The organism is Bradyrhizobium liaoningense (genome assembly GCF_018130825.1).
GTDB lineage: Bacteria > Pseudomonadota > Alphaproteobacteria > Rhizobiales > Xanthobacteraceae > Bradyrhizobium > Bradyrhizobium liaoningense_B.
The window spans coordinates 483,546-505,254 of sequence record NZ_JAFCJS010000004.1 but is presented as its reverse complement, the minus strand read 5'-3'; the positions used below and the strand labels follow the sequence as shown (position 1 = coordinate 505,254).

The window sequence follows — 21,709 nt, the reverse complement described above, 5'->3', positions numbered from 1 at the left end:
CGATACTGCGACTTACCCTCCCTGGAGGGGGAGGGTAAGTGGCGGTCTTCGATCAGCTAATGCGCCATCATCCGCGTCGGCAGCCAGGTCGCCAGCAGCGGGAAGGCGATCAGGATCACGAGGCGCACGAGGTCCGTTGCCACGAACGGGATCACGCCCTTGAAGATGGTGGAGAACGACACGTCCTTCACCACACTCTTGATGACGAAGACGTTCATGCCCACCGGCGGATGGATCAGGCCGAGCTCGACCGTCATCACGATGATGACGCCGAACCAGATCGGATCGAAGCCCAGATGCGTGATGACGGGGAAGATGATCGGCACGGTCAGGATGATCATCGCCATGGCGTCCATCAGGCAGCCGAGCACGAGATACATCACCATGATCAGCGCGAGCACGCCGTAGGGGCCGAGGCCGAGGCCGGTCAAGAATTCCGTCACCTTCTGCGGCGTCTGCGTCACCGTGAGGAAGTAGCCGAAGATCAGCGCGCCGATCAGCACGGTGAACACCGCGGCCGCGGTGCGCGTCGCCTGCAGCAGCGACGCCAGGATCTTCTCGCGGTCGAGCCGCCCGGTGACCACGCCGATGATGAACGCGCCGGCGGCGCCGACGCCGCCGGCTTCGGTCGGGGTGAAGCGCGGCAGGAAGGGCAGGCCATAGAGGCCGCCGATCACGAAGATGAACAGCAGCACCGGCGCCCAGATGTCCTTGAGGCCGGCAAAGCGCTCGCGCCACGGCAGCACCTTGCCCTTGGGCAGAAAATCAGGGCGGAAATAGCCGATCAGGAAGATCGTGATCATGTACATGGTCATCGCCAGGAGGCCCGGGATGATACCGGCGATGAAGAGCTTGCCGATGTCCTGCTCGGTGATGATGCCGTAGACCGCGAGCACGGTGGAGGGCGGCAGCATCGCCCCCAGCGTGCCGCCGGCCGCGATCACGCCGGTGGCGAAGGACTGCGGATAACCGAAGCGGCGCATCTCTGGGTAAGCGACGGCGGAGAAGGTCGCGGCGGTCGCGACCGACGAGCCGCAGATCGCGGCAAAGCCGCCGCAGGCGCCGACGGTGGCGATGCCGAGCCCGCCGCGCAAGTGGCCGACAAAACCGTTGGCGGCGCGGAACAGCTCGCGGCTCATGCCGGAATTGGAAACGAACGAGCCCATCAGCAGAAACATCGGGATGACGCCGAACGTGTAGTCGGTGACCGTGCGCATCGAGGTCTGGCCGACCAGCTTCAGCGCGGCCGTCCCGTTGACGAGATAGGCGAAGCCGGACACGCCAACGAGGCCCATCGCCATGCCGACGGGCACGCGCAGCAGCATCAGGACGAACAGGGAAACGAAGCCGATTAAGGCGACGGCATCGGTGCTCATGATTACTCCGTCGCCTTCAATTTGGGATCGTGCATGTCTTCGGGATGGAAGATCAGGCGGTAGGTGCGGATCGCGATCAGCAGCACGGCCGCGGCGTCGCCGATCCAGGCGACCGCGAAGAACGGCCAGGTCGGCATGTGCATGTCAAAGGTCTGGACGTTGTCGTTGTAGGTGCCGCGGACCTTGTCGAACAGCGTCCAGGTCTGCACGGTGACGACGAACAGCAGCACCAGGGTCGCGAACACGTCGATCCAGCGCTGGTAGCGCGGCCCGACATTGCCCCAGACCAGGTCGACCGTGATGTGGGTGCCGCGATAGGAGGTCGCCGCGATGCCCCAGAAGATCAGGATGCCGAGCAGCATGCGGCCGATGTCGAAAGAGTCGGGGATCGAATAGTTCAGCGTGTTGCGCAAGAGCACCGACAGGAAGATGTCGAGCGCGACGATGCCGACGAAGCCGGCCGCGATCCATTCGATCGTGTCGATAAAGCGATCCATCCAGGCGCGCTTCATGGGAGTTTCCTACGTAATGGCATTGATAGATCCCGGTCTCGCTGCGCACTCCGCCTCTCCCCGCGTGCGGGGAGAGGCCGGATTGCATCGGAGATGCAATCCGGGTGAGGGGGACTCTCCGCGAGCCCGTCTGTCAGCAACTTTGCGGACGCAGCCCCTCACCCCAACCCTCTTCCCGTAGGAACGGGGCGAGGGGGAGAGAGAGCCTGCCATCGCCTCACTCCGCCAGCGCGTTGTACTTCTTCAGCGACGCCTTCAGCTCGCTAAGCGCCGCATCGGGATCGGCGCCGGCCTTCTTGGCGCCCTCACCCCAGGTCTTGACCAGCGGCTCGGCCGCCTTCTTCCAGGCGGCGATCTGCTCCGGCGTCAGCTTGTAGACCTCGTGGCCGGATTCCGCCTTGATCTTGTCGATGCCGCCGTCCTCGAACTTGCCCCAGTGCTCGCCGACCGCGCCGGCCATCTCGACCGTGCAATTTTTGTCGATCGCGGCCTTCTGCTTGTCGGACATCGCGTTGTACTTGTCCTTGTTGATCACGAAGACGAAGGTCGTGGTGTAGAGCGGCGCCTCCATGTCGTACTTCGTCACCTTGTCGATGCCGAACAGCACGAGGGAGCCCCAGGGGAAGGTGACACCGTCGGCGACGCCGCGTTCGATGATGTCGCGGACTTCGGGCGCGGAAGACTGCACATTGGTGCCGCCGAGCGAGGTGACGAAGTTGGCCATGGTGGCGTGGGCGGGACGGATCTTCAGGCCCTTCACGTCCTCCGGCATCACGATCTTCTTGGTCTTGGAATGGAAGGAGGACGGCGAGTGGACGAAGGCGAGGCAATATTTGACGTCCTTCATCTCCTTCTCGGCATATTTGCGATACCAGGCATCGAGCCCCATCGAGCCGCCCTTGGCATCCGAGATCAGGAACGGCAATTCGCCGGCGCCGATGATCGGGAAACGGCCGGGCTGGTAGCCGGGATTGACGTAGGTGACGTCGGCGATGCCGTCGCGCGCCATGTCGTAATGGTCGAACGCCTTGCCGAGCTGCTGGGCCGGAAACACCTTGCCGGTAATGGTGCCGCCGGAATCCTTGTTCACCGCGGCCACCCAGTCTTCCAGCGATTTTTGCAGCGGGTGCGACGCCGGCACCCAGTGCGAGACCTTCAGGTCGAAAGTCTTGTCCTGCGCAAATGCAGGCGTCACGCTTGCTGCCAGCAGCAAAGCCAGACAGGCTTTTCTCATCACGCGTCTCTCCCTCTTTTCAAAGCCGGGCTTCGTTGGCCCGGGCTCATTATTTAACATGTTATATAATTGGTCGGCACGTTCAAGCCGGAACTGACACGACATCTACGTCAGCCATGTTGCATGGATTTGTCGCTGCCCGCGCGACGCGCTCTCCCCTTTTGCCCAACAATTATATGATATAATTATCGTCTGCGGATCGGCGCGACAAGCGCGTCCGCGAATCGGGAGGAGCAAGTATTGCGGACAAAAGTCGCAATCATCGGGGCCGGGCCGGCTGGATTGTTGCTTGGGCAACTGCTGCATCGATACGGCATCGACAATGTCATCCTGGAGCGGCAGAGCCCCGATTACGTGCTTGGCCGCATCCGCGCCGGCCTCCTGGAGGAGGGAACCGTCGCGCTGCTCGACCAGGTCGGCGCCGGCACGCGGGCGCATGCCGAAGGCCTCGTGCATGAAGGCATCGAGCTCGCCTTTTCCGGCCGCCGCCACCGCATCGACATGAAGGCTGCGACCGGCAAGACGGTGATGATCTACGGCCAGACCGAGGTCACGCTCGACCTGATGAACGCGCGCAAGGCCGCCGGTCTCGTCTCGGTGTACGAGGCGAGGGACGTGCAGCCGCATGATTTCGACGGCAGTCACCCGCGCGTAACCTATGTGAAGGACGGCGTCACCCACACCCTCGATTGCGATTTCATCGCCGGCTGCGACGGCTTCCACGGCGTCAGCCGCGCCAGCGTGCCGGCCTCGGCGATCGAGGAGTTCGAGCGGATCTATCCGTTCGGCTGGCTCGGTATCCTCTCCGAGACGCCGCCGGTCAGCCACGAGCTGATCTACTCCAACCATGCGAGAGGCTTTGCGCTCTGCACCATGCGCTCGATGAAGCGCAGCCGCTACTATGTGCAGTGCTCGCTCGACGACCATGTCGACCAGTGGCCGGACGATCGCTTCTGGGACGAACTGAAGCGCCGGCTCGATCAGGAGGCCGCCGACAGCCTCGTCACGGGACCGTCGATCGAGAAGAGCATCGCCCCCTTGCGCAGCTTCGTCGCCGAGCCGATGCGCTTCGGCAAAATGTTCCTGTGCGGCGATGCCGCCCACATCGTGCCGCCGACCGGCGCCAAGGGGCTGAACTTAGCTGCCAGCGATGCGCATTATCTGTCGAGCGCGCTGCGCGAGTTCTACGACGAGAAGTCCAGCGCCGGCATCGACGCTTACTCCACCAGGGCGCTGGCCCGTGTCTGGAAAGCCGTGCGCTTCTCCTGGTGGATGACCTCGATGCTGCACAAATTCCCTGACACCGGCACCATCGGCGCCCGCATCCAGCTCGCCGAGCTCGACTACGTCACGCAGTCCCAGGCCGCGATGACGTCGCTGTCGGAGAATTATGTGGGGTTGCCGTTCTAGGGCGGCACCGTCGGTGCCGTAGGGTGGGCAAAGGCGCAAAGCGCCGTGCCCACGATCTTCCTATGATCGCGAAAGCTCGTGGGCACGCTTCGCTTTGCCCACCCTACGGCGCTGGCGTTTTAGGGCGGCAACGACGGTCCTGTAGGGTGGGTTAGCCGCGCGGCTGCGCGAAGCGCAGCTGCTCGGCGTAACCCACCTCTTCTGCTTCCGCGGATACAGACGGTGGTGGGTTACGCCTTCGGCTAACCCACCCTACGGCCTCTGCTTGCGATAGCGCCGCCGCCCATTTCAAACGCCCGCGCAAATTCCGTTTAAAACTTTGTAGGCGGTGAAACTGTCATCCACATCGCGTTCAATGCCGGCGACACAGCAACGCGAGACAGCCATGACGTCCACCGACATCCCCGACGGCTTCGAGCCGCTCTTTCGCAAGAGCCCACTCACCGAGCCCTGGGAGCCGCTCTACGCGAAGAACACCGACAAGGCCGTCATCATCGGCCTCCGGCTGGCCAGGCCCCATACCAACGGCCGCGGCCTGATCCATGGCGGCCTCATCGCCGCGCTCGCCGACAATGCCATGGGCTATAGCTGCGCGCAGGCGACGGGCTGGACCACGTCGTTCGTGACGGTCTCGCTCTCGGTCGATTTCGTCGGCTCCGCGGAGATCGGCCAGTGGTGTTCGATCGAGAGCGACGTGATCAAGACCGGCAAGACGATCTGTTTCGCGCAGTGCCTGATCAAGGCCGACGACATCGTGATCGCGCGCGCGAGCGGCACGTTCCGCGTAGTGCCGAAGAAAGGGTGATGCTCTCTCGTGTCCCGGACGCGGTGCGGCGCGAAGTGCCGCTCCGCAGAGCCGGGACCCATGCGTCTACATGGTACTCTGCTGCCTTCTGGCTCCCGGCTCTGCGCAGCAGCGTTGCACGCTGCAGCGCGTCCGGGACACGAGATCCTCACCCAAACCGCCACTCCGCCGTCTCCACCACGAGGTCGATGAACGCGCGCACCTTGGCCGAGAGCAGGCGCGAGGTCGGGTAGACGATGTGGATCGGCAGCGCCGGCTGCTCGTATTTCGCCAGCACGATTTTCAGCCGTCCGCGCTTCAGGCTCTCCGCGGCCTGATAGGCCAGCACGCGCGTCACGCCGCCGCCGGCCTCGGCATATTGCAGCGCTGCGTCGGCGCTGTTGCTGGTGAAGCGCGGTGACGGCGTCACCTCGATATCGCGGCCGTCCTGCACGAAATGCCAGCTGGCGGTGGGACCGAACTGGATGGTCTGGTGATCGACCAGCGCCTCCGGCGTCTTCGGCTCGCCATGGCGCTTCAGGTAGCCTGGTGTCGCCACCACTATCCGCCGCATCTCGCCGACCTGGCGCGCCACCAGCGAGGAATCGGCGAGATGGCCGATCCGCACGGCGGCATCGACGGCATCCTCCACGAGATTGACGAGGTTGTCCGACAGCCTGAGCTCGGCGGCGACGTCGGGATAGCGCTTGAGATAGGCGGTCATGACCGGCCCGACATGCAGCCGGCCGAAGCCGACCGGTGCCGACACCACCAGCCGCCCGCTCGGCCGGTTGCGCTCCTGCCGCGCCGAGCCATCGGCCTCCTCGACATCGGCGAGAATGCGCCGCGCGCGCTCGAGGTACCGCGTGCCGACATCGGTCAGCCTCACCTGCCGCGTGGTCCGCTGCAGCAGCCGCGCGCCGAGATGCTCCTCCAGTGCCGCGATCAGCCGCGTCACCGCCGACGGCGACAGCCGCAGTTTGCGCGCCGCCGGCGCGAAGCCGCGCAGATCGGCGACGGTGACGAAGACGTGCATGGCTTCCAGGCGGTCCATGGACATTATTGCATATATCGCAACGATGAAGTGTCAAGGCGGTCGATTGTTTTAAGAGCCGAAAGGTCCATCTCTGCAACCGAAGACGCAGAGATGCGCCGGAATTTCAGGAGATGTTCCGATGACTGCCGTACATACCTATGCCAGCGACGTTGCCTTCTCGCCGGCGGTGAAATCGATCCAGACCCGAAAGGGATCGCGCGAGGGCTATGCTCATGCCGAGCAGCGGGGATGGCGCACCGAGGTCGACGAGAACCTCGCGGCGTTCCTGGCCGACGCCAACAGCTTCTACTTTGCGACGGCCTCGGCCGATGGGCAGCCCTACATCCAGCACCGCGGCGGCCCGAAGGGGTTCTTGAAGGTACTGGACAAGCAGACGCTCGCCTTCACCGACTATTCCGGCAACCGGCAATACATCACCCAGGGAAATCTGTCCGAGAACCCCAAGGCCTACATCTTCGTGATGGACTACGCCCATCGCCGCCGGGTCAAGATCTGGGGCGAGGCCCATGTGGTCGAGGACGACGAGGCGCTGACGACGTCGCTGATGCCGAAGGGATATCGCGCCCGGCCGGAGCAGGTCATCCTCTTCAAGATCGCGGCCTGGGACACCAACTGCCCGCAGCACATTCCGCAGAAGTTCGACGCCCCGGATGTCGCCGCGGCGCTGGCGGCGCGGGATCAGCGGATCGCAGAGCTGGAAGCGGAGGTCGCGTCGTTGAAGGGTGAGAAGGGAACGACAAAGGTTACGACATAAGCCGCTGCTCGCTTACCCTCCCCTGGAGGGGGAGGGTCGATCGCGCGAAGCGCGAGCGGGGTGGGGTGATCTCTCAACACGGGAACTGTGCGCGGGGAGAGACCTTCACCCCACCCCGCTTCGCATTTCGCTTCGCTCCATGCGAAGCGACCCTCCCCCTCCAGGGGAGGGTAAGAGAAATCAGATCACGCTCGCGCCTTCGTGCTGGAAGCCGAGATAGCTCGCCGCAACCCGCTCGTTCGCGGCGATGTCGCTGGCCTTGCCGCTGAGCACGAACTCGCCGAGCTCCATCACATAGGCCTGGTCCGCGATCTTCAGCGCGGCCTGCGCGTTCTGCTCGACCAGCAGCACGGAGACGCCGGCGGCGCGGAGCTCGGTGATGATGCGGAAGATGTCGGCGACGATGATCGGGGCGAGGCCTAGGCTCGGCTCGTCCAGCATCAGGAGCTTCGGCTCGCCCATCAGCGCGCGGCCCATCGCCAGCATCTGCTGCTCGCCGCCGGAGAGCGTGCCGGCGAGCTGCTTGCGCCGCTCCTTGAGCCGCGGAAACAGCGCATAGACCCGCTCGATCGAGGACTTCGCCCGGCTCCGCTCGATGCGGAAGGCGCCGAGCTCGAGATTGTCCTCGACATTCATGGTCACGAACAATTCGCGGTGCTCGGGGACGAGGCCGAGGCCCATCGCGACGCGATCCTCGATGTCGAGCCGGGCGAGATCCTGCCCGGCAAAGGCGACGCGGCCCTTCAGTGGCAGGATGCCCATGATGGCCGAGAGCAGCGTGGTCTTGCCGGCGCCGTTGGCGCCGACGATGGTGACGATCTGGTTGGCGCCGACCTCCAGCGAGACCGAGCGCACGGCCTCGACCTTGCCATAGGCGACGTGGGCATCGGTGACGGACAACAGCGCGCTCATGCCGCCACTCCGAGATAGGCCTTGATCACTTCGGGATTGGTCTTGATCGTCGCGGGCGTGCCTTCCGCGATCTTGGTGCCGAAATCGAGCACCACGATGCGGTCGGCGAGGTTCATCACGAAACCCATGTCGTGCTCGACCAAAAGGACGGACATGCCGCCGTCGCGGAGCTCGCGGAGCAGCGCGGCGAGGCGCTGCTTCTCCATGTGGCGCAGGCCCGCGGCCGGCTCGTCGAGCAGCAGCAGCATCGGATCGACGCAGAGCGCGCGGGCGATCTCGACGATGCGCTGCTGGCCCAGCGAGAGCGAACCTGCGAGCTGATGCATCTGCTCGGCGAGGCCGACGCGCTCGATCTGCCGTGCGGCTTCCGCGAGCAGCTTGGCTTCGTCAGCGCGGTCGAGCCGCAGCATCGACGCGATGGGGCCGGAATGGCCGCGCAGATGCGCGCCGATCGCGACGTTCTCCAGCACCGTCATGTCGGGGACCAGCTTGACGTGCTGGAAGGTCCTGCTGATGCCGAGCTTGACGATCTCCTGCGGCGGCGCCTTGTCGACCTTCTTGCCGAGCACCGAGATCGAGCCTGATGTGGCCGACAGCACGCCGGTGATCAGGTTGAAGGTTGTGCTCTTGCCGGCGCCGTTCGGCCCGATCAGCGCGACGATCTCCTTGGCCTGGACGTCGAAGGAGACGTTGTTGACCGCGACCACGCCGCCGAATTGCTTGCGCGCTTTTTCGACCTGAAGCAGCACGCCGGCCTCGGCGGGCGCGCGGCTGCGCTGCTCGAGCTTCAGCGAGGTGTCGGGCTTCTTGCCGCTGGTGCGCTCGGGCAGGAAGGAGATCAGCCAGGGCCAGAGGCCGCCGGGGGCGAGCTGCAGCAGCGCCACCAGCATGATGCCGAACACGATGGTCTCGACCTGGCCGGAGCCGGGCAGGATCAGCGGCAGATAGCTTTGCAGCACCTCTTTCAGGATCACGACGATCGCCGCGCCGAGCACGCCGCCCCAGACATAGCCGGCGCCGCCGACCACCGCGATGAAGAGATATTCGATGCCCATATGCGCGCCGAACGGCGTCGGGTTCACCGCGCGCTGAAGATGCGCGTAGAGCCACCCCGAAAGCCCGGCCAGCACCGCGGCATGGATGAACACCAGCAGCTTGGCCCGCGGCGTGTGCACGCCGAAGGCTTCCGCGGCGACATGGCCGCGCCGCAGCGCGCGGATGGCGCGGCCGGTGCGGGAGTCCAGCAGGTTCATCGTGAGCAGAGCCGAGAGGATCACAGCGACCCAGATCGCGTAATAGATCGAGCCGGGCGAGAGCATCTTGAACGTGCCGATCGACAGCGGCGGGATCGCCGAGATGCCGTCGTTGCGCCCTAAGAACTCCAGCTTGCTGAAGAGGTAGAACAGCCCCAACCCCCAGGCGAGCGTGCCGAGCGGCAGATAATGGCCCGACAGGCGGACCGTGATCAGCCCGAGCAGCACCGCCAGCGATCCGCTGACCACGAGCGACAGCGGCAGCGTCAGCCAGGGCGACAGGCCGTAGGCCGTCGAGAGCACTGCGGTGGTGTAGGCGCCGAAGCCGACAAAGGCGGCCTGCCCGAACGAGGTGAGGCCGCCGACGCCGGTCAGCAGCACGAGGCCCATCGCGACCAGCGCGGCAAGGCCGATATTGTCGAGCAGCACGATCCAGAACGGCGGCATGCCCGGGACAAACGGGATCGCCGCCATGACGAGTGCGAAGACGAGGATGGGAAGCCGGCTCTGCATCTTGGCGTCAGTCCTTCTCTTCCTCGACCGCGGGCGCGGCGAGCGAGCGCAGCAGCAGCACGGGGATCAGCAGCATGAAGACGATCACCTCCTTGTAGTTGGAGGCATAGAAGGACGAGAACGCCTCGACGATGCCGACGACCAGCGCCGCCACGGCGGTGAGGGGATAGCTGACGAGGCCGCCGATGATCGCGGCAACGAAGCCTTTCAGGCCGATCAGGAAGCCCGAGTCATAGTAGAGCGTCGTGATCGGCACGATCATGATGCCCGACAGCGCGCCGATGACCGAGGCCAGCAGGAACGCGATCTGCCCCGACAGCGTGGTGCGGATGCCGGCAAGCCGCGCGCCGAGCCGGTTCACCGCGGTCGCGCGCAGCGCCTTGCCGTAGAGCGTCAGGCCGAAGAACAGCCAGAGCCCGACGATGAAGGCGATGGTGATGGCGTAGACGGTGATGCTCTGGCCGGTGAAGCGCAGCGCGCCGGCGGTGAAGGCGCCGGACAGCACGGCAGGCCCGCGCTGGCCTTCGGCGCCGAAGAACAACAGGCCGAGGCCCTGCAGCGCGAGGTGCACGCCGACGGAGGCGATCAGCAGCACCAGCACGGAGGTGTGCGCCAGCGGCTGGAAGGCGATGCGGTAGAGATAAAGGCCGATCATGGCGACGATCACCAGCGACAGCGCGATGCAGATGGCGACCGGCGGCTTCTGGGCGGCGAAATAGATGGTCAGCGCCAGCACGATGGAAGGCAGCACGATGTTGGTGACGAAGCTGCGGACGACCAGCCGCCCGTGCAGCGCCTTGCGCGCCACGAACAGGTCGAAGGCGAAGGCGCCGATGCCGAGGGCCAGCGCGAGCTTCGCCGTTCCCGGCATCTGGCCGGCCGCCAGCGAGGCGTAGGTCAGCGCGCCGTAGGTGACGAATTCGCCCTGGGGAATGAGGATGACGCGGGTGACGGCGAACACCAGCACCAGCGCCAGGCCGAGCAGCGCGTAGATTGCGCCATTGGTGATGCCGTCCTGCACCAGGAACAGCATGATAGTGGTGTTCAAGACCGGACGCTCCCCCTCAAGATCGGGGACCGGCCTCCGCAATTGCGGTGGATGGTCCCCTCACAGCCATTGAAATACGCTGACGATATTTGATATGGTCCATAACAATTATCAAATATAACATCAAGGGTGAGGAACGACCCGTCCCGAACTTAGCGGGATTACGAGCACGAGGCGATGACCGTTTCCAAAACCGCTGAAAAGTCTTCCGAAAAGCCTGCCGACGCGGCCAAGGGCCGCAAGGACATTGGCGAGCCGCTGGCCGAAGCCCTCCAGCTAGGCGAGTTGTCCGAACAGCTCGGCTATGTCCTGAAGCGGGCACAGCTCAAGGTGTTCGAGAACTTTTTGCGCTGCATGGCCTCGCTCCAGCTGACGCCGGCGCAGTTCTCCGTGCTGCTGCTGGTGGAGAAGAACCCGGGCCGTAACCAGACCGAGATCGCCTCCACCCTCGGCATCCTCAGGCCCAACTTCGTGGCCATGCTCGACAATCTCGAAAGCCGCGACCTTTGCGCGCGGATCCGCTCCACCAACGACCGCCGCTCGCACATCCTGGTCTTGACCGACAAGGGCAAGGCCGTGCTGGCCCGGGCGAAGAAGCTCGTCGCCACCAAGCACGAGGCGCGGCTGAACGATCTGCTCGGCCAGGCCAACCGCGAAGCTCTGATCGGGATGCTCTCGAAGATCGCCAACGAGTTTTGAGCCTGCCCCTCCCCTGGAGGGGGAGGGTCGCTGCGCATGAGCGAAGCGAAATGCGTAGCGGGGTGGGGTGACGGTCTCTCCTCGCGAACACTGCCCGAATGGAGAGATCACCCCACCCCGCTCGCGCTTCGCGCGATCGACCCTCCCCCTCCAGGGGAGGGTAAGGGCGCCTCAATCCACCAAAATCACCCGGATATCATTCACGTTCGTCAGCGTCGGGCCCGGCTGCAGCAGATCGCCCGTGGCCTCGAAGAACGTCGTCGCGTCGTTGTTGTCGAGATAGGCCTGCGGCTGCAGCCCGTGCGCCTTCATCTTCGCAAAGGTCGCAGCGTCGATCAGCGCGCCGGCGGGGTCGGTCGGGTGGCCGGCGCCGCCATCGGCGCCGTCGGTGTCGCCGGCGAGTGCCGAGATATCGGGCGTATCCTTCAACAGCTCCGCGAGCGCCAGCGCGTATTCCTGGTTCGGCCCGCCGCGCCCATTGCCGCGCACGGTCACCGTGAGCTCGCCGCCGGAGAGGATCGCGATGCGCTTGCCCTGCACGCGCGCCTGCAGCGCCAGCTTCGCATGATTGGCCGCGACCTCGCGCGCCTCGCCTTCGAGATCGGCGCCGAGATCGATGGTCTCGTAGCCGGCGTCCTTGGCAAGCTTCACCGCGGCGTCGAGCGATTGCTTGGGCCGCGCGATCAATTCGAACGACGCCCGCGCAAAGGCGGCATCGCCGGGCTTGCAGCTCTCGTTATTGGGATCGTCGAGCGCGCGGCGCACGGCATCGTCGACGTCGAGCCGGTACTTCGCGACGATCGCGCGCGCGTCGGCCAGCGTGGTCGGATCGGGTACAGTGGGACCGGAGGCGATCGCGGAAGGATCGTCATGCGGCACGTCGGAGATCGCGAGCGTGACGATCTCGGCCGCGTTCCTGCCGGCGCGCGCGAGCCGCCCGCCCTTGATCCGCGAAAGGTGCTTGCGCACGACGTTCATCTCGCCGATCGGCGCGCCCGAGCGCAGCAGCGCCTTGTTGACCGCCTGCTTCTGCGCGAAGCTGATGCCGTCCACGGGCGCGATCCAGTTCGCCGAGCCGCCGCCGGTGAGCAGCACCAGCAAGAGATCGTCGGGACCGGCCTCGCCTGCGAGCGCGAGCGTGTCGGCGGCGCCCTTCAGGCCGGCCTCGTCAGGTACGGGATGGCCGGCCTCGACCACGCGGATGCGGCGCGTCGGCACGCCATAGCCATGGCGCGTGGTGGCGATGCCGACCAGCCGCTCCGGCGCGAGTTTCAGCGTGTCGAGATAATGCCGCTCCGCGGCCGCGGCCATTGCGCCGGCGCCCTTGCCGGCGGCAAGGCAGATCACGCGTCCCTTGGGCGCTGGCCGCAAATGCGGCGCCAGAATTGTATTCGGATGGGCGGCGGCAACGGCGGCGTCGTAGAGTGCGCGGAGCAGCGGACGGCGGTCGGTCATGACGAAGGCCTTCGGCGAACAGGAGAGATCGGCGGCGAGCGCCAGTCACATGCCTACCGCATCAGGCGCAAAAGCGTAAGCAGGCTTTCCTGTCATTCGATTGTGCAATCGCGTGATCATAATCGGAAGGGAAAACAAAAGCCCCCTGCGTGAGGCCGCAGGGGGCTTGCTTTGCGTGCTTTCTTGCGGCTAGCCGCCGGCGTCGGCGCTGATCACGTCGCCGAACAGATCCCATTTGTCGCCCTTGAACTTCATGAGCTGGAGCGAACTGATCGGTGCGAAGTCGTTGGCGCCGGTGTTGACCTTGATGCCGGGCAGCAGCACTTCGGTGCGGAAATCCTTCAGGCTCGCCGCCTGCTTCATGACGTTCTCGCGCGTGAGATTGTCGCCGCACTTCTTCAGCACTTCGACCAGCGTCTGTGCCACGCCGTAGCCGACGATGGTGCCGCCGTCGAGCTTGTCGCCCTCCGGGAAGTATTTCGTCATGAAGTCAAGGAAGCCCTTCATGCCGGCGTCGTCCTTCCACTGCGGATCGGAAACGTCCTTCAGATAGGCGGCCGAGATGATGTCCTGAGAGTTCTCGAAGCCGGCGGGCTTGATCACGCTGCCGACCGAGGCCGAGACGTTGTTGAGGAAGTGAGTCGGTTTCCAGCCGATTTCGGAGATCTTCTTGATCGCCTGTGCCGCGAACTTCGGCGTGGTGATGTTGATGAAGACGTCGGCACCGGTCGCCTTCAGCTTGACGATGTGATTGTCGATGGTCGGCTCTGAAGTCTCGTAGCTTTCCTCCAGCACGATCATGCTTGCGCCCTTGGCGCCGAGGCCGTCCTTCAGGCCCTTGAGGTAGTCCTTGCCGTAATCGTCGTTCTGGTAAAGGACGCCGATCTTGGCGTTCGGCATGGTCTTCAGGATGTATTTCGCGTAGATCTGCGTCTCGCTCTGGTAATTGGGCTGCCAGCCCATCGTCCACGGGAAGTTCTGCGGATCGTTCCACTTGGTGGCGCCGGTGGCGACGAACAGCTGCGGCACCTTCTTCGAATTCATGTATTTCTGGATCGCCGAGTTCGGCGGCGTGCCGAGCGAGTTGAAGATGAACAGCACCTCGTCGCTTTCGACCAGCTTGCGCGCCTGCTCCACCGTCTTCGGCGGCGAATAGGCGTCGTCGTAGGAAACGAAATTGATCTTGCGGCCGTTGATGCCGCCCTCGTCATTGATCTTCTTGAAATAGGCGGCTTCGGTCCGCCCGATGATGCCGTAGGCGGAGGCCGGTCCGCTGTAGGGCATGATGTTGCCGATCTTGATTTCGGTGTCGGTGGCGCCGGTATCGTATTTCTTCTGGGCCGATGCAGTGGAGGCCGAGGCCGCAATGAGCGCGAGCGCCAGTGACGCGGCCGCAAGCTTGCCGGTGACAGCGGGCATTCCTATCTCCCTATTTTCTTGATGTGTGCGTCCCTTTTCTTGGCTTGATTGTTCTTGGTAACGCTGCCGCAATTCAATACGATTTGTCCGGGAGCTTCAAGGAAAAGCCCCTGCGGCAAGGCCGCAGGGGCTTCGTCTTTAGTCGATCGAGGCTACATCTTCAGCGATTGGTCAAAGTCAGCTGTCGCAGCGGGACGCTCTTTTTTCGAGACGATGGGGAATATTCCGGCGTGCGAGATGGATGCGCCGCTCAATCCGTTGCGCGGAAGTTGTTCTGTGAAACATGAGCTATTTTGAATTGCGCGCTTGCGGCGCTCAATGTCCGATCTCGCTCGAGATGACGTCGCCGAACAGCTCCCATTTCCTGCCCTTGAAGCGCATCATCTGGAGCTGCTCGATCGGGGCGAAATTATCCGGCGCAGTGTTGATCTTGATGCCCGGCAGCAGCGTGTCGGGCTCGAAATCCCTGATGCTGGCGGCCTGCTTCATGACGTTCTCGCGGGTGAGATCGTCGCCGCACATCTGCAGCACCTTCACCATGGTCTGGGCCGCGGCATAGCCGAACACCACGCCGGCATCGAGCTTGTTGGCCTTGGGCGCGTACTGCGCGAGGAAATTGTAGAACTTCTTCATGCCGTCGTCGGCATTCCATTGCGGATCGGAGCCGTCCTTGGTGTAGGTGGCCGACAGGATGCCTTGCGAGATCTCGAGGCCCGCCGGCTCCAGCACGCCGCCGACCGAGGCCGAGACGTTGGAGATGATGTGGACCGGATGCCAGTTGATCTCGGCCGCCTTCTTGATCGCTTGCGCTGCAAATTTCGGGGTGGCGATGCTGATCAAGACGTCGGCGCCCGAGGCTTTCAGTTTCACGACGTGCTCGTCGATCGCGGGCTCCGAGGTGTCGTAGCTGTCTTCCAACACGATCATCGCGGCCTTGGGCCCCAGGCCCTCCTTCAGTCCCTTCAGATAGTCCTTGCCGAAATCGTCGTTCTGAAAGAGCACGCCGATCTTGGCGTCCGGCTTCTCCTTCATGATGTACTTGGCGTAGATGCGCGCTTCGCTCGCGTAGCTCGGCTGCCAGCCCATGGTCCAGGGATATTGCTTCGGGTCGTTCCATTTCGAGGCGCCGCTCGCCACGAACAATTGCGGGACCTTCTTCTCGTTCATGTATTTGCGGATCGCACCATTGGTGGAGGTACCGAGCGAGCCGAAGATCAGCAGCACTCCGTCGCTCTCGACCAGCTTGCGCGCCTGCTCCACCGTCTTCGGCGGCGAATAGCCGTCATCGTAAGAGATGAACTTGATCTTGCGGCCGTTGATGCCGCCCTCGGCGTTGATCTTGTTGAAATAGGCTTCCTCGGTCCTGCCGATCACGGCGTAGGCCGAGGCCGGCCCGCTATAGGGCATGATGTTGCCTATTCTGATCTCGGAATCGGAAGCGCCGCTGTCGTATTTCTTTTGCGCCAGCACCGGGCTCGTCATCGCGGTGCACAATGCGAGGGCGGCCGAGACGGCCACAACCTGAAAACGAACGGCAGTCATTGTTCTCCTACCCCGGGCTGGATCGGCCGCATTGAACAAGATTGACGCCCGACGTCAACAAAAAGCCCCCGCAATCGCTCGCGGGGGCTTTTCGATGCCAGGACTATGGCGTCAGCGTGTCACTCGGAGGCGACGTCGCCGCTGATGATCTCGCCGAACAGTTCCCACTTCTCGCCCTTGAAGCGCTGCATCTGCAGCTGCGCGATCGGAGCGAAGTCGGTGGCGCTGGTGTTGATCTTGACGCCGGGCAGCAGGGTGTCCGGGGCAAAATCCTTCAGCGAGGCCGCCTGCTTCATCAGGTTGGCGCGGGTGAGGTCGTCACCGCACATCTCCAGGACCTTGGCCAGCGTCGAAGCCGCGCCATAGCCGTAGACCATGCCGGTGTCGGTCTTGTCGGCGCCGGGCATGTACTTGTCGACGAACTCGTTCCACTTCTTCATGCCGGGGTCGTTGTTCCACTGCGGATCCGTGGAGTCCTTGGCATAAGCCGCCGACAGCACGTCCTGCGAGGCCTCGAAGCCGGCCGGCTTCATCACGCTGCCGACCGAGATCGAGACGTTGGTCAGGATCTGCAGCGGCTTCCAGGTGAGCTCGGCGGTCTTCTTGATGGTCTGCGCCGCGAATTTCGGCGTCGCGTAGATCAGCAGCACGTCGGGATTGGCGGCCTTGATCTTGACGATGTGGCCGTCGATCGACGGCTCGGACACCTCATAGCTCTCTTCCATGATGATCATGGACGAGGCCTTGGCGCCGAGGCCGTCCTTGGTGCCCTTGAGGTAGTCTTTGCCGAAATCGTCGTTCTGGTAGAGGATCGCGATCTTGGCGTTCGGCTTCTCCTTCATCAGCCATTTCGCGTAGATCTGCGCTTCGCTCTGGTAGGAAGGCTGCCAGCCCATGGTCCAGGGGAAGTTCTTCGGGTCGTTCCACTTGGTGGCGCCGGTGGCGACGAACAGCTGCGGGATCTTCTTGGCGTTCAGGTATTTCTGGATCGCGGTGTTCGAGGGCGTGCCGAGCGGGTTGAACACGGCCAGCACCTCGTCGCTCTCGACCAGCTTGCGGACCTGCTCGACCGCCTTTGGCGGCGAATAGGCGTCGTCATAGGTGACGAAGTTGACCTTGCGGCCGTTGATGCCGCCCTTGTCGTTGATCATCTTGAAATAGGCTTCTTCGGTCTTGCCGATGATGCCATAGGCCGACGCCGGACCGCTGTACGGCATGATGTTGCCGATCTTGATCTCGGTGTCGGAAGCGCCGGTATCATATTTCTTTTGGGCAAATGCCGCGCCGGAGTTGAAAGTGATGGCCGCCGTTGCCGTGACCAGCGCGGCGGCTCGCAGTGTTCTTCCAAAAGACAATTCGGGTCTCCTTCTTACGACTAACGGGTTCAATTCTTTCTGAGCTTTCCAGCGAGTTGCTGGCCCAGGATTGCGATCTGCCTTGCGCCATGCGGCACGAGGTAGATGACCAGGAACAACAGCACGCCGAACACGGCGCCGGAGAGGCCCTTGGAGATGCTCTCCGCCATGTTCGGCACGAAGATGATGAAGGCCGCGCCGACGAACGAGCCGGGCAGCCAGCCGACGCCGCCGACCACCATGCCGAGGAACAGCGAGATCGCGAGCGTGATGGTGTAGCTGTCGGGGGCCACGAACTGCACCGCGATGGCGCCGAGCGAGCCGGCGATACCGGTGATCGCCGCGGACACGCCGAAGGCCAGCGTCTTGTAGAGCGCGACGTTGACACCCATCGAGGAGGCCGCGATCTCGTTGTCGCGGATCGCCATGAAGGCGCGACCCGACCTCGAGCGCAACAGGTTCACCGAGAAGATGTAGATCGCGATCGTCACGACGAGCGTGAAATAGTACAGCCACATGTCCTGCGACATCGGCAGGCCGAACGGTGCGTCGGGCTTGGTGACGACGAGGCCCTGCACGCCGCCGGTCCAGTGCTCGAGGAAGTTCAGCTTCAGGAGCTGCGGCATCGCGGTGGCGAGCGCGAAGGTCGCGAGCGCGAGATAGACGCCTGACAGCCGCAGGGCCGGTTTGCCGAAGAGGTAACCGAATCCGAAGCAGACCACGGCGGAAATCGGAATGGTAAGTGCGTAGTTGATGTTGGCGTGCTCCATCAGCACTGCCGAAGTATAGGCGCCGACCGCGTAGAACGCGCTCTGGCCGAGCGAGAACTGGCCCGAGCCGCCGGTCAGGATGTTCAGCGCCAGCACGGCGAGCCCGTAGATCAGGAGCATCGTCATCTGGAAGATGACGAAATTCTTGACGAAGACGGGGACGATCACGAGCGCGGCGAGCACCACCAGCGAGGTGCCGGTGCCCAGCGTCATGGCCCGCTTCGGAACGGCCTCGACCGCCTGGTGGCCTTCTGCAACGACTTCTTCTGCAGCGCTCATGATCAAACTCGCTTGACGATGTGCCGGCCGAACAGGCCAGCGGGTTTGACGACCAGGACGGAGATGATCAGCGCAAGCGCGATCGGGAGCTTCAGCTCGTTGCCGACGCCGGGGATGTAGGTGCCGGCGAGGTTCTCGAAGACGCCGACCAGGAAGCCGCCGACCACGGCGCCGAACGGGCTGGTGAGGCCGCCGAGCACGGCCGCGGCGAAGCCGTAGATCAGCACGCCGCCCATCATGTTGGGCTCGAGGAACACGACGGGAGCGATCAGCATGCCGGCGATCGAGCCGATCGCGGTTGCCATGCCCCAGCCCAGCGCGATCATCCAGGAGGTGTTGATGCCGACGAGGCGCGCCGATTCAGGCACCGAGGCGGCCGCGCGCATCGCAAGGCCGATGCGGGTGTACTGGAAGAAGAAGTAGAGGCCGAGCAGCAGCAGCACCGTGACCCCGATCATGCCGGCCTGGTGGGTCGAGATCAGCTGGCTGCCGAGGAACGGCGCGGAGCCGAACGGGGTCGGGTACTGCTTGATGGTGAAGTCCCAGATCAGGCCGGCCGAGGAGTTGATGATCGCGAACAGCGCGATGAAGCCGGCGACGTTGGTCAGCACCGGCGCCTTGGCGAGCGGCTTGAACAGGATGCGCTCGATCGCGATGCCGCCGACGAAGGAGAACGCCAGCGTGATGACGAAGGCGGCCCAGTAGGGCACGCCCCACTGCATCAACTGCCAGGAGATGAAGGTCGAGAACATCGCCATCTCGCCCTGCGCGAAGTTGAGATGGTCGATGGCCTGGTAGATCATGACCACGGCGAGCGCCATGCAGGCGTAGATCGCGCCCGTGGCGATGCCGGCCAGGACCTGGTTGGTAAACAGCTCCATTGTCCCGGCTCCCTCAGTAACCCAGATAGGATTTGCGGATTTCTTCGTTGTTCGCGATGTCCTTGGCATTGCCCGACATCACGATGCGGCCGGTCTCGATCACGTAGGCCTGGTCGGCGAGCTCGAGCGCGAGCTGGGCGTTCTGCTCGACCACCAGGATCGACACCTTGTCCTCGCGGTTGATCTTGCCGAGGATGCCGAACAGGTCGCGCACCACCAGCGGCGCGAGGCCAAAGGACGGCTCGTCGAGCAGCATCAGCCGCGGCCGCAGCATCAGCGCACGCGCGACCGCGAGCATCTGCTGCTCGCCGCCGGAGAGCGTGCCGGCCTGCTGGGTGTGGCGCTGCTTCAGCACCGGGAAATGCGCATACATGCGCTCGATGTCGGAGACGATGCCGGCGCTGTCCTTGCGGGTGATGGCCCCGAGCTGGAGGTTTTCCTCCACCGTCATGGTGGTGAAGGTGCCGCGGCCCTGCGGCACATGGGCGATGCCGAACCGCACGATGTTCTCGGTCGAGCGGTTGCTCAGCGGCTTGCCGTCGAATTCGATCGCGCCGGTGGAGCGCACCATGTTGCAGATCGCGCGCAGCGTGGTGGTCTTGCCGGCGCCGTTGGCCCCGAGCAGCGTCGTCAGCGAGCCCTCGTTGAGGGAGAAGGACAGGCCGTGGAGCGCCTGGACCTGGCCGTAATAGGCGCGCAGGTCCTTGACGTTGAGCAGAGTCGTCATTGGTCCTTGCTCCCGAGATAGGCCTTGATGACGTCGGGGTCCGCCTGCACCTGGGCGGGCGTGCCTTCCGCGAGCTTCTTGCCGAAATTGAGCGCGACGACGTGGTTGGCGATCGACATCACGAGGCCCATGTGATGCTCGACCAGCAGCACGGTCATGTGGCGTTCGTCACGGATTTTGCGGATGAGGTCGCCGAGCACATAGACTTCCTCGTGGTTGAGGCCGCCGGCAGGCTCGTCGAGCAGCAGGATCTTCGGATCGGCGGCCAGCGCGCGCGCCAGCTCGACGCGCTTCTGCGTGCCGAAGGGCAGGCCGGACACGGTGGTGTGGGCGACGTCTTCGAGGTCGAGATAGGCGAGGATCTCGTGCACCTTCTTGTTGACGTCGTTCTCGCTGCGCCGAACCCAGGCGAGCTTCAAGGAGTCGCTGATGATGTCGCTGGAGGTTTTCGAATGGGCGCCGACGCGGACATTGTCCATCACCGACAAATTCGGAAACAGGGCCACGTTCTGGAAGGTGCGGCCGATGCCGATCTCGGCGATCCGGTGCGGCGGGCGCGACAGGATGCTGACGCCTTCCATCAGGATGTCGCCGGACGACGGCTGATACAGCCGCGAGAGGCAGTTGAAGAGCGTGGTCTTGCCGGCGCCGTTGGGGCCGATCAACCCGAGGATCTGGCCCTTGTGCATGTCGAAGGACACGCCATTGAGCGCGATGATGCCGCCGAACACGACGCTGACGTCGCGAACCGCGAGCAGGGGCGATGTCCCCTGCGCGAGCTGTGCCTGCGTCATCTCGTCTCGCCCACGATGTTCAGTGGGCGAAGGGGCGATGCGAACCGCTCCCTGTCATGACAAAGGCTATCTGATCCCCTCGGCCACACGCGCAACTTTTCCTCCTGATTTCAGCTTTTTGCTGACTTCTTTTTTGGAATGCGGCATCAGACCACCGAGTGCCGCTTCGATGTTCCTTACCATCGCAAGCAGACGCGGTCCAATGTCGTTGATCAAACGCTCTTCCGTGAAACGGAATGCGGGCGCACCGCAATTGAATGCGTAAGGTCCGGTTCCGTCGTTGAGCTTGAGCGCGACGCCGGCGGCGCCGATGTCGTCGTGCCAATCGCCGACGGAGATCGCAAAGCCGTATTTCGCGACGGTCTCGCCGGAACGTTCGAGGCCATCGCGCATCTTGGGCCAGCGGCTGCCGTAATGTTCGCGCAGGATGCGCGACACTTCAGTGCGGTTGTCTTCGTCGAGCGCCCAGAAATAGGCGCGGCCCATCGCGCTGGTTGCAATCGGCACGCGCGAGCCGACGTCAAGTTGAACGCCGACCGTCTCGCTGCCGCGGCTCTGCCCGAAATAGATCATGCTGTGACGGTCGCGGCCGCCGACGGCGACGGCGCCGCCGGTGGCGCGCATCACCTCCTCGCGAAACGGCTCGGACAAATGCCGAACACCGAGATTGGCGAGCGCGGCGTAGCCGAGCGACATCGCGGCGGGCGCGAGCTGGTACTTCTCGAAACGGGGAACCGGCGTCAGATAGCCGAGCTTGGTCAGCGTATAGGTCAGCCGCGATACGGTCGGCTTCGGCAGATTGGTCCGCGCCGCGATCTCCTGATTGCCGAGCAGGCCGTCATTGGGTTGGAATGCGCGCAATACGTCCAGTCCGCGGGAAAGCGCGACGACGAAATTCCGATCGGTCGCAGTCTTCTTTCCTGTACGCTTCATCC

Annotated in this window: 20 protein-coding genes; 4 read left to right on the top strand and 16 right to left on the bottom strand. The window is 64.1% G+C overall.

The window, feature by feature from the left end; translation table 11 throughout:
- Window positions 1-56 precede the first annotated feature (56 nt).
- From JQ603_RS21045 to JQ603_RS21035, 3 genes are all read right to left on the bottom strand, one after another.
- Window positions 57-1,376, bottom strand: a complete 1,320-nt coding sequence (locus JQ603_RS21045; protein WP_212342210.1) for a TRAP transporter large permease — start codon at window positions 1,374-1,376, stop codon at window positions 57-59.
- 2 nt (window positions 1,377-1,378) lie between these two features.
- Window positions 1,379-1,888, bottom strand: a complete 510-nt coding sequence (locus JQ603_RS21040) for a TRAP transporter small permease (RefSeq protein WP_212342209.1) — start codon at window positions 1,886-1,888, stop codon at window positions 1,379-1,381.
- 217 nt (window positions 1,889-2,105) lie between these two features.
- On the bottom strand, window positions 2,106-3,122 hold the full coding sequence (locus JQ603_RS21035; RefSeq protein ID WP_212342208.1) for a TRAP transporter substrate-binding protein: 1,017 nt from the start codon (window positions 3,120-3,122) through the stop codon (window positions 2,106-2,108).
- A 240-nt stretch (window positions 3,123-3,362) separates the two neighbouring features.
- On the opposite strand from JQ603_RS21035, the gene pobA reads away from it, so the two are divergent.
- A complete protein-coding gene (gene pobA, locus JQ603_RS21030) occupies window positions 3,363-4,532 on the top strand; it encodes a 4-hydroxybenzoate 3-monooxygenase (RefSeq protein WP_212342206.1) in 1,170 nt (389 codons plus the stop codon).
- Between the two features lie 385 nt (window positions 4,533-4,917).
- Window positions 4,918-5,337 carry a PaaI family thioesterase gene (locus tag JQ603_RS21025; protein ID WP_212342204.1) on the top strand — a complete coding sequence of 140 codons (420 nt, stop codon included), beginning with the start codon at window positions 4,918-4,920 and terminating at the stop codon, window positions 5,335-5,337.
- Window positions 5,338-5,485: 148 nt separating this feature from the next.
- Here JQ603_RS21025 and JQ603_RS21020 read toward each other — a convergent pair whose 3' ends face one another.
- On the bottom strand, window positions 5,486-6,370 hold the full coding sequence (locus JQ603_RS21020) for a LysR family transcriptional regulator (RefSeq protein ID WP_212342462.1): 885 nt from the start codon (window positions 6,368-6,370) through the stop codon (window positions 5,486-5,488).
- A gap of 121 nt (window positions 6,371-6,491) precedes the next feature.
- Here JQ603_RS21020 and JQ603_RS21015 point away from each other — a divergent pair, with 121 nt between their 5' ends.
- A complete protein-coding gene (locus tag JQ603_RS21015) occupies window positions 6,492-7,127 on the top strand; it encodes a pyridoxamine 5'-phosphate oxidase family protein (protein ID WP_212342202.1) in 636 nt (211 codons plus the stop codon).
- A gap of 180 nt (window positions 7,128-7,307) precedes the next feature.
- Here JQ603_RS21015 and JQ603_RS21010 read toward each other — a convergent pair whose 3' ends face one another.
- From JQ603_RS21010 to JQ603_RS21000, 3 genes are read right to left on the bottom strand one after another with little or no spacing between them, the layout of a single operon-like run.
- Entirely contained in the window at window positions 7,308-8,039 is a 732-nt protein-coding gene (locus JQ603_RS21010; protein WP_212342200.1) for an ABC transporter ATP-binding protein, read from the bottom strand.
- Complete coding sequence (locus JQ603_RS21005) at window positions 8,036-9,805, bottom strand: branched-chain amino acid ABC transporter ATP-binding protein/permease (RefSeq protein WP_212342198.1); 1,770 nt, start codon at window positions 9,803-9,805, stop codon at window positions 8,036-8,038. The genes JQ603_RS21010 and JQ603_RS21005 overlap by 4 nt, the downstream gene beginning before the upstream one ends.
- 7 nt (window positions 9,806-9,812) lie before the next feature.
- Entirely contained in the window at window positions 9,813-10,853 is a 1,041-nt protein-coding gene (locus tag JQ603_RS21000; RefSeq protein WP_212342196.1) for a branched-chain amino acid ABC transporter permease, read from the bottom strand.
- Window positions 10,854-11,030: 177 nt separating this feature from the next.
- Between JQ603_RS21000 and JQ603_RS20995 the strand changes: the two genes are divergently transcribed.
- Window positions 11,031-11,552: a MarR family winged helix-turn-helix transcriptional regulator gene (locus JQ603_RS20995; protein WP_212342194.1), complete on the top strand. Its 522-nt coding sequence runs from the start codon at window positions 11,031-11,033 to the stop codon at window positions 11,550-11,552.
- A 171-nt stretch (window positions 11,553-11,723) separates the two neighbouring features.
- Here JQ603_RS20995 and JQ603_RS20990 read toward each other — a convergent pair whose 3' ends face one another.
- The 9 genes from JQ603_RS20990 to JQ603_RS20950 form a co-directional block, all read right to left on the bottom strand.
- The gene (locus JQ603_RS20990) at window positions 11,724-13,007 is read right to left on the bottom strand and encodes a glycerate kinase type-2 family protein (RefSeq protein ID WP_212342192.1); all 1,284 of its coding nucleotides are present in this window, start codon (window positions 13,005-13,007) and stop codon (window positions 11,724-11,726) included.
- Between the two features lie 189 nt (window positions 13,008-13,196).
- Complete coding sequence (locus JQ603_RS20985; RefSeq protein WP_212342190.1) at window positions 13,197-14,426, bottom strand: ABC transporter substrate-binding protein; 1,230 nt, start codon at window positions 14,424-14,426, stop codon at window positions 13,197-13,199.
- A gap of 315 nt (window positions 14,427-14,741) precedes the next feature.
- On the bottom strand, window positions 14,742-15,968 hold the full coding sequence (locus tag JQ603_RS20980; protein WP_212342188.1) for an ABC transporter substrate-binding protein: 1,227 nt from the start codon (window positions 15,966-15,968) through the stop codon (window positions 14,742-14,744).
- 119 nt (window positions 15,969-16,087) lie between these two features.
- The gene (locus JQ603_RS20975) at window positions 16,088-17,323 is read right to left on the bottom strand and encodes an ABC transporter substrate-binding protein (protein WP_212342186.1); all 1,236 of its coding nucleotides are present in this window, start codon (window positions 17,321-17,323) and stop codon (window positions 16,088-16,090) included.
- Between the two features lie 29 nt (window positions 17,324-17,352).
- A complete protein-coding gene (locus tag JQ603_RS20970; RefSeq protein ID WP_211405447.1) occupies window positions 17,353-18,372 on the bottom strand; it encodes a branched-chain amino acid ABC transporter permease in 1,020 nt (339 codons plus the stop codon).
- Window positions 18,373-18,374: 2 nt separating this feature from the next.
- The gene (locus JQ603_RS20965) at window positions 18,375-19,253 is read right to left on the bottom strand and encodes a branched-chain amino acid ABC transporter permease (protein ID WP_212342184.1); all 879 of its coding nucleotides are present in this window, start codon (window positions 19,251-19,253) and stop codon (window positions 18,375-18,377) included.
- A 13-nt stretch (window positions 19,254-19,266) separates the two neighbouring features.
- Entirely contained in the window at window positions 19,267-19,980 is a 714-nt protein-coding gene (locus tag JQ603_RS20960; RefSeq protein ID WP_018646804.1) for an ABC transporter ATP-binding protein, read from the bottom strand.
- Window positions 19,977-20,774 carry an ABC transporter ATP-binding protein gene (locus JQ603_RS20955; RefSeq protein ID WP_212342182.1) on the bottom strand — a complete coding sequence of 266 codons (798 nt, stop codon included), beginning with the start codon at window positions 20,772-20,774 and terminating at the stop codon, window positions 19,977-19,979. Before JQ603_RS20955 ends, JQ603_RS20960 begins: the two co-directional genes overlap by 4 nt.
- 66 nt (window positions 20,775-20,840) lie before the next feature.
- The gene (locus JQ603_RS20950; protein ID WP_212342461.1) at window positions 20,841-21,707 is read right to left on the bottom strand and encodes an IclR family transcriptional regulator; all 867 of its coding nucleotides are present in this window, start codon (window positions 21,705-21,707) and stop codon (window positions 20,841-20,843) included.
- Window positions 21,708-21,709 lie beyond the last annotated feature (2 nt).

Coding starts and splice junctions, on each gene's coding strand:
- JQ603_RS21045 (WP_212342210.1), bottom strand. CDS start 1,376: ATGAGCACCGATGCCGTCGCCTTAATCGGCTTCGTTTCCCTGTTCGTC.
- JQ603_RS21040 (WP_212342209.1), bottom strand. CDS start 1,888: ATGAAGCGCGCCTGGATGGATCGCTTTATCGACACGATCGAATGGATC.
- JQ603_RS21035 (WP_212342208.1), bottom strand. CDS start 3,122: ATGAGAAAAGCCTGTCTGGCTTTGCTGCTGGCAGCAAGCGTGACGCCT.
- JQ603_RS21025 (WP_212342204.1), top strand. CDS start 4,918: ATGACGTCCACCGACATCCCCGACGGCTTCGAGCCGCTCTTTCGCAAG.
- JQ603_RS21020 (WP_212342462.1), bottom strand. CDS start 6,370: ATGGACCGCCTGGAAGCCATGCACGTCTTCGTCACCGTCGCCGATCTG.
- JQ603_RS21015 (WP_212342202.1), top strand. CDS start 6,492: ATGACTGCCGTACATACCTATGCCAGCGACGTTGCCTTCTCGCCGGCG.
- JQ603_RS21010 (WP_212342200.1), bottom strand. CDS start 8,039: ATGAGCGCGCTGTTGTCCGTCACCGATGCCCACGTCGCCTATGGCAAG.
- JQ603_RS21005 (WP_212342198.1), bottom strand. CDS start 9,805: ATGCAGAGCCGGCTTCCCATCCTCGTCTTCGCACTCGTCATGGCGGCG.
- JQ603_RS20995 (WP_212342194.1), top strand. CDS start 11,031: ATGACCGTTTCCAAAACCGCTGAAAAGTCTTCCGAAAAGCCTGCCGAC.
- JQ603_RS20990 (WP_212342192.1), bottom strand. CDS start 13,007: ATGACCGACCGCCGTCCGCTGCTCCGCGCACTCTACGACGCCGCCGTT.
- JQ603_RS20985 (WP_212342190.1), bottom strand. CDS start 14,426: ATGCCCGCTGTCACCGGCAAGCTTGCGGCCGCGTCACTGGCGCTCGCG.
- JQ603_RS20980 (WP_212342188.1), bottom strand. CDS start 15,968: ATGACTGCCGTTCGTTTTCAGGTTGTGGCCGTCTCGGCCGCCCTCGCA.
- JQ603_RS20970 (WP_211405447.1), bottom strand. CDS start 18,372: ATGAGCGCTGCAGAAGAAGTCGTTGCAGAAGGCCACCAGGCGGTCGAG.
- JQ603_RS20965 (WP_212342184.1), bottom strand. CDS start 19,253: ATGGAGCTGTTTACCAACCAGGTCCTGGCCGGCATCGCCACGGGCGCG.
- JQ603_RS20960 (WP_018646804.1), bottom strand. CDS start 19,980: ATGACGACTCTGCTCAACGTCAAGGACCTGCGCGCCTATTACGGCCAG.
- JQ603_RS20955 (WP_212342182.1), bottom strand. CDS start 20,774: ATGACGCAGGCACAGCTCGCGCAGGGGACATCGCCCCTGCTCGCGGTT.
- JQ603_RS20950 (WP_212342461.1), bottom strand. CDS start 21,707: ATGAAGCGTACAGGAAAGAAGACTGCGACCGATCGGAATTTCGTCGTC.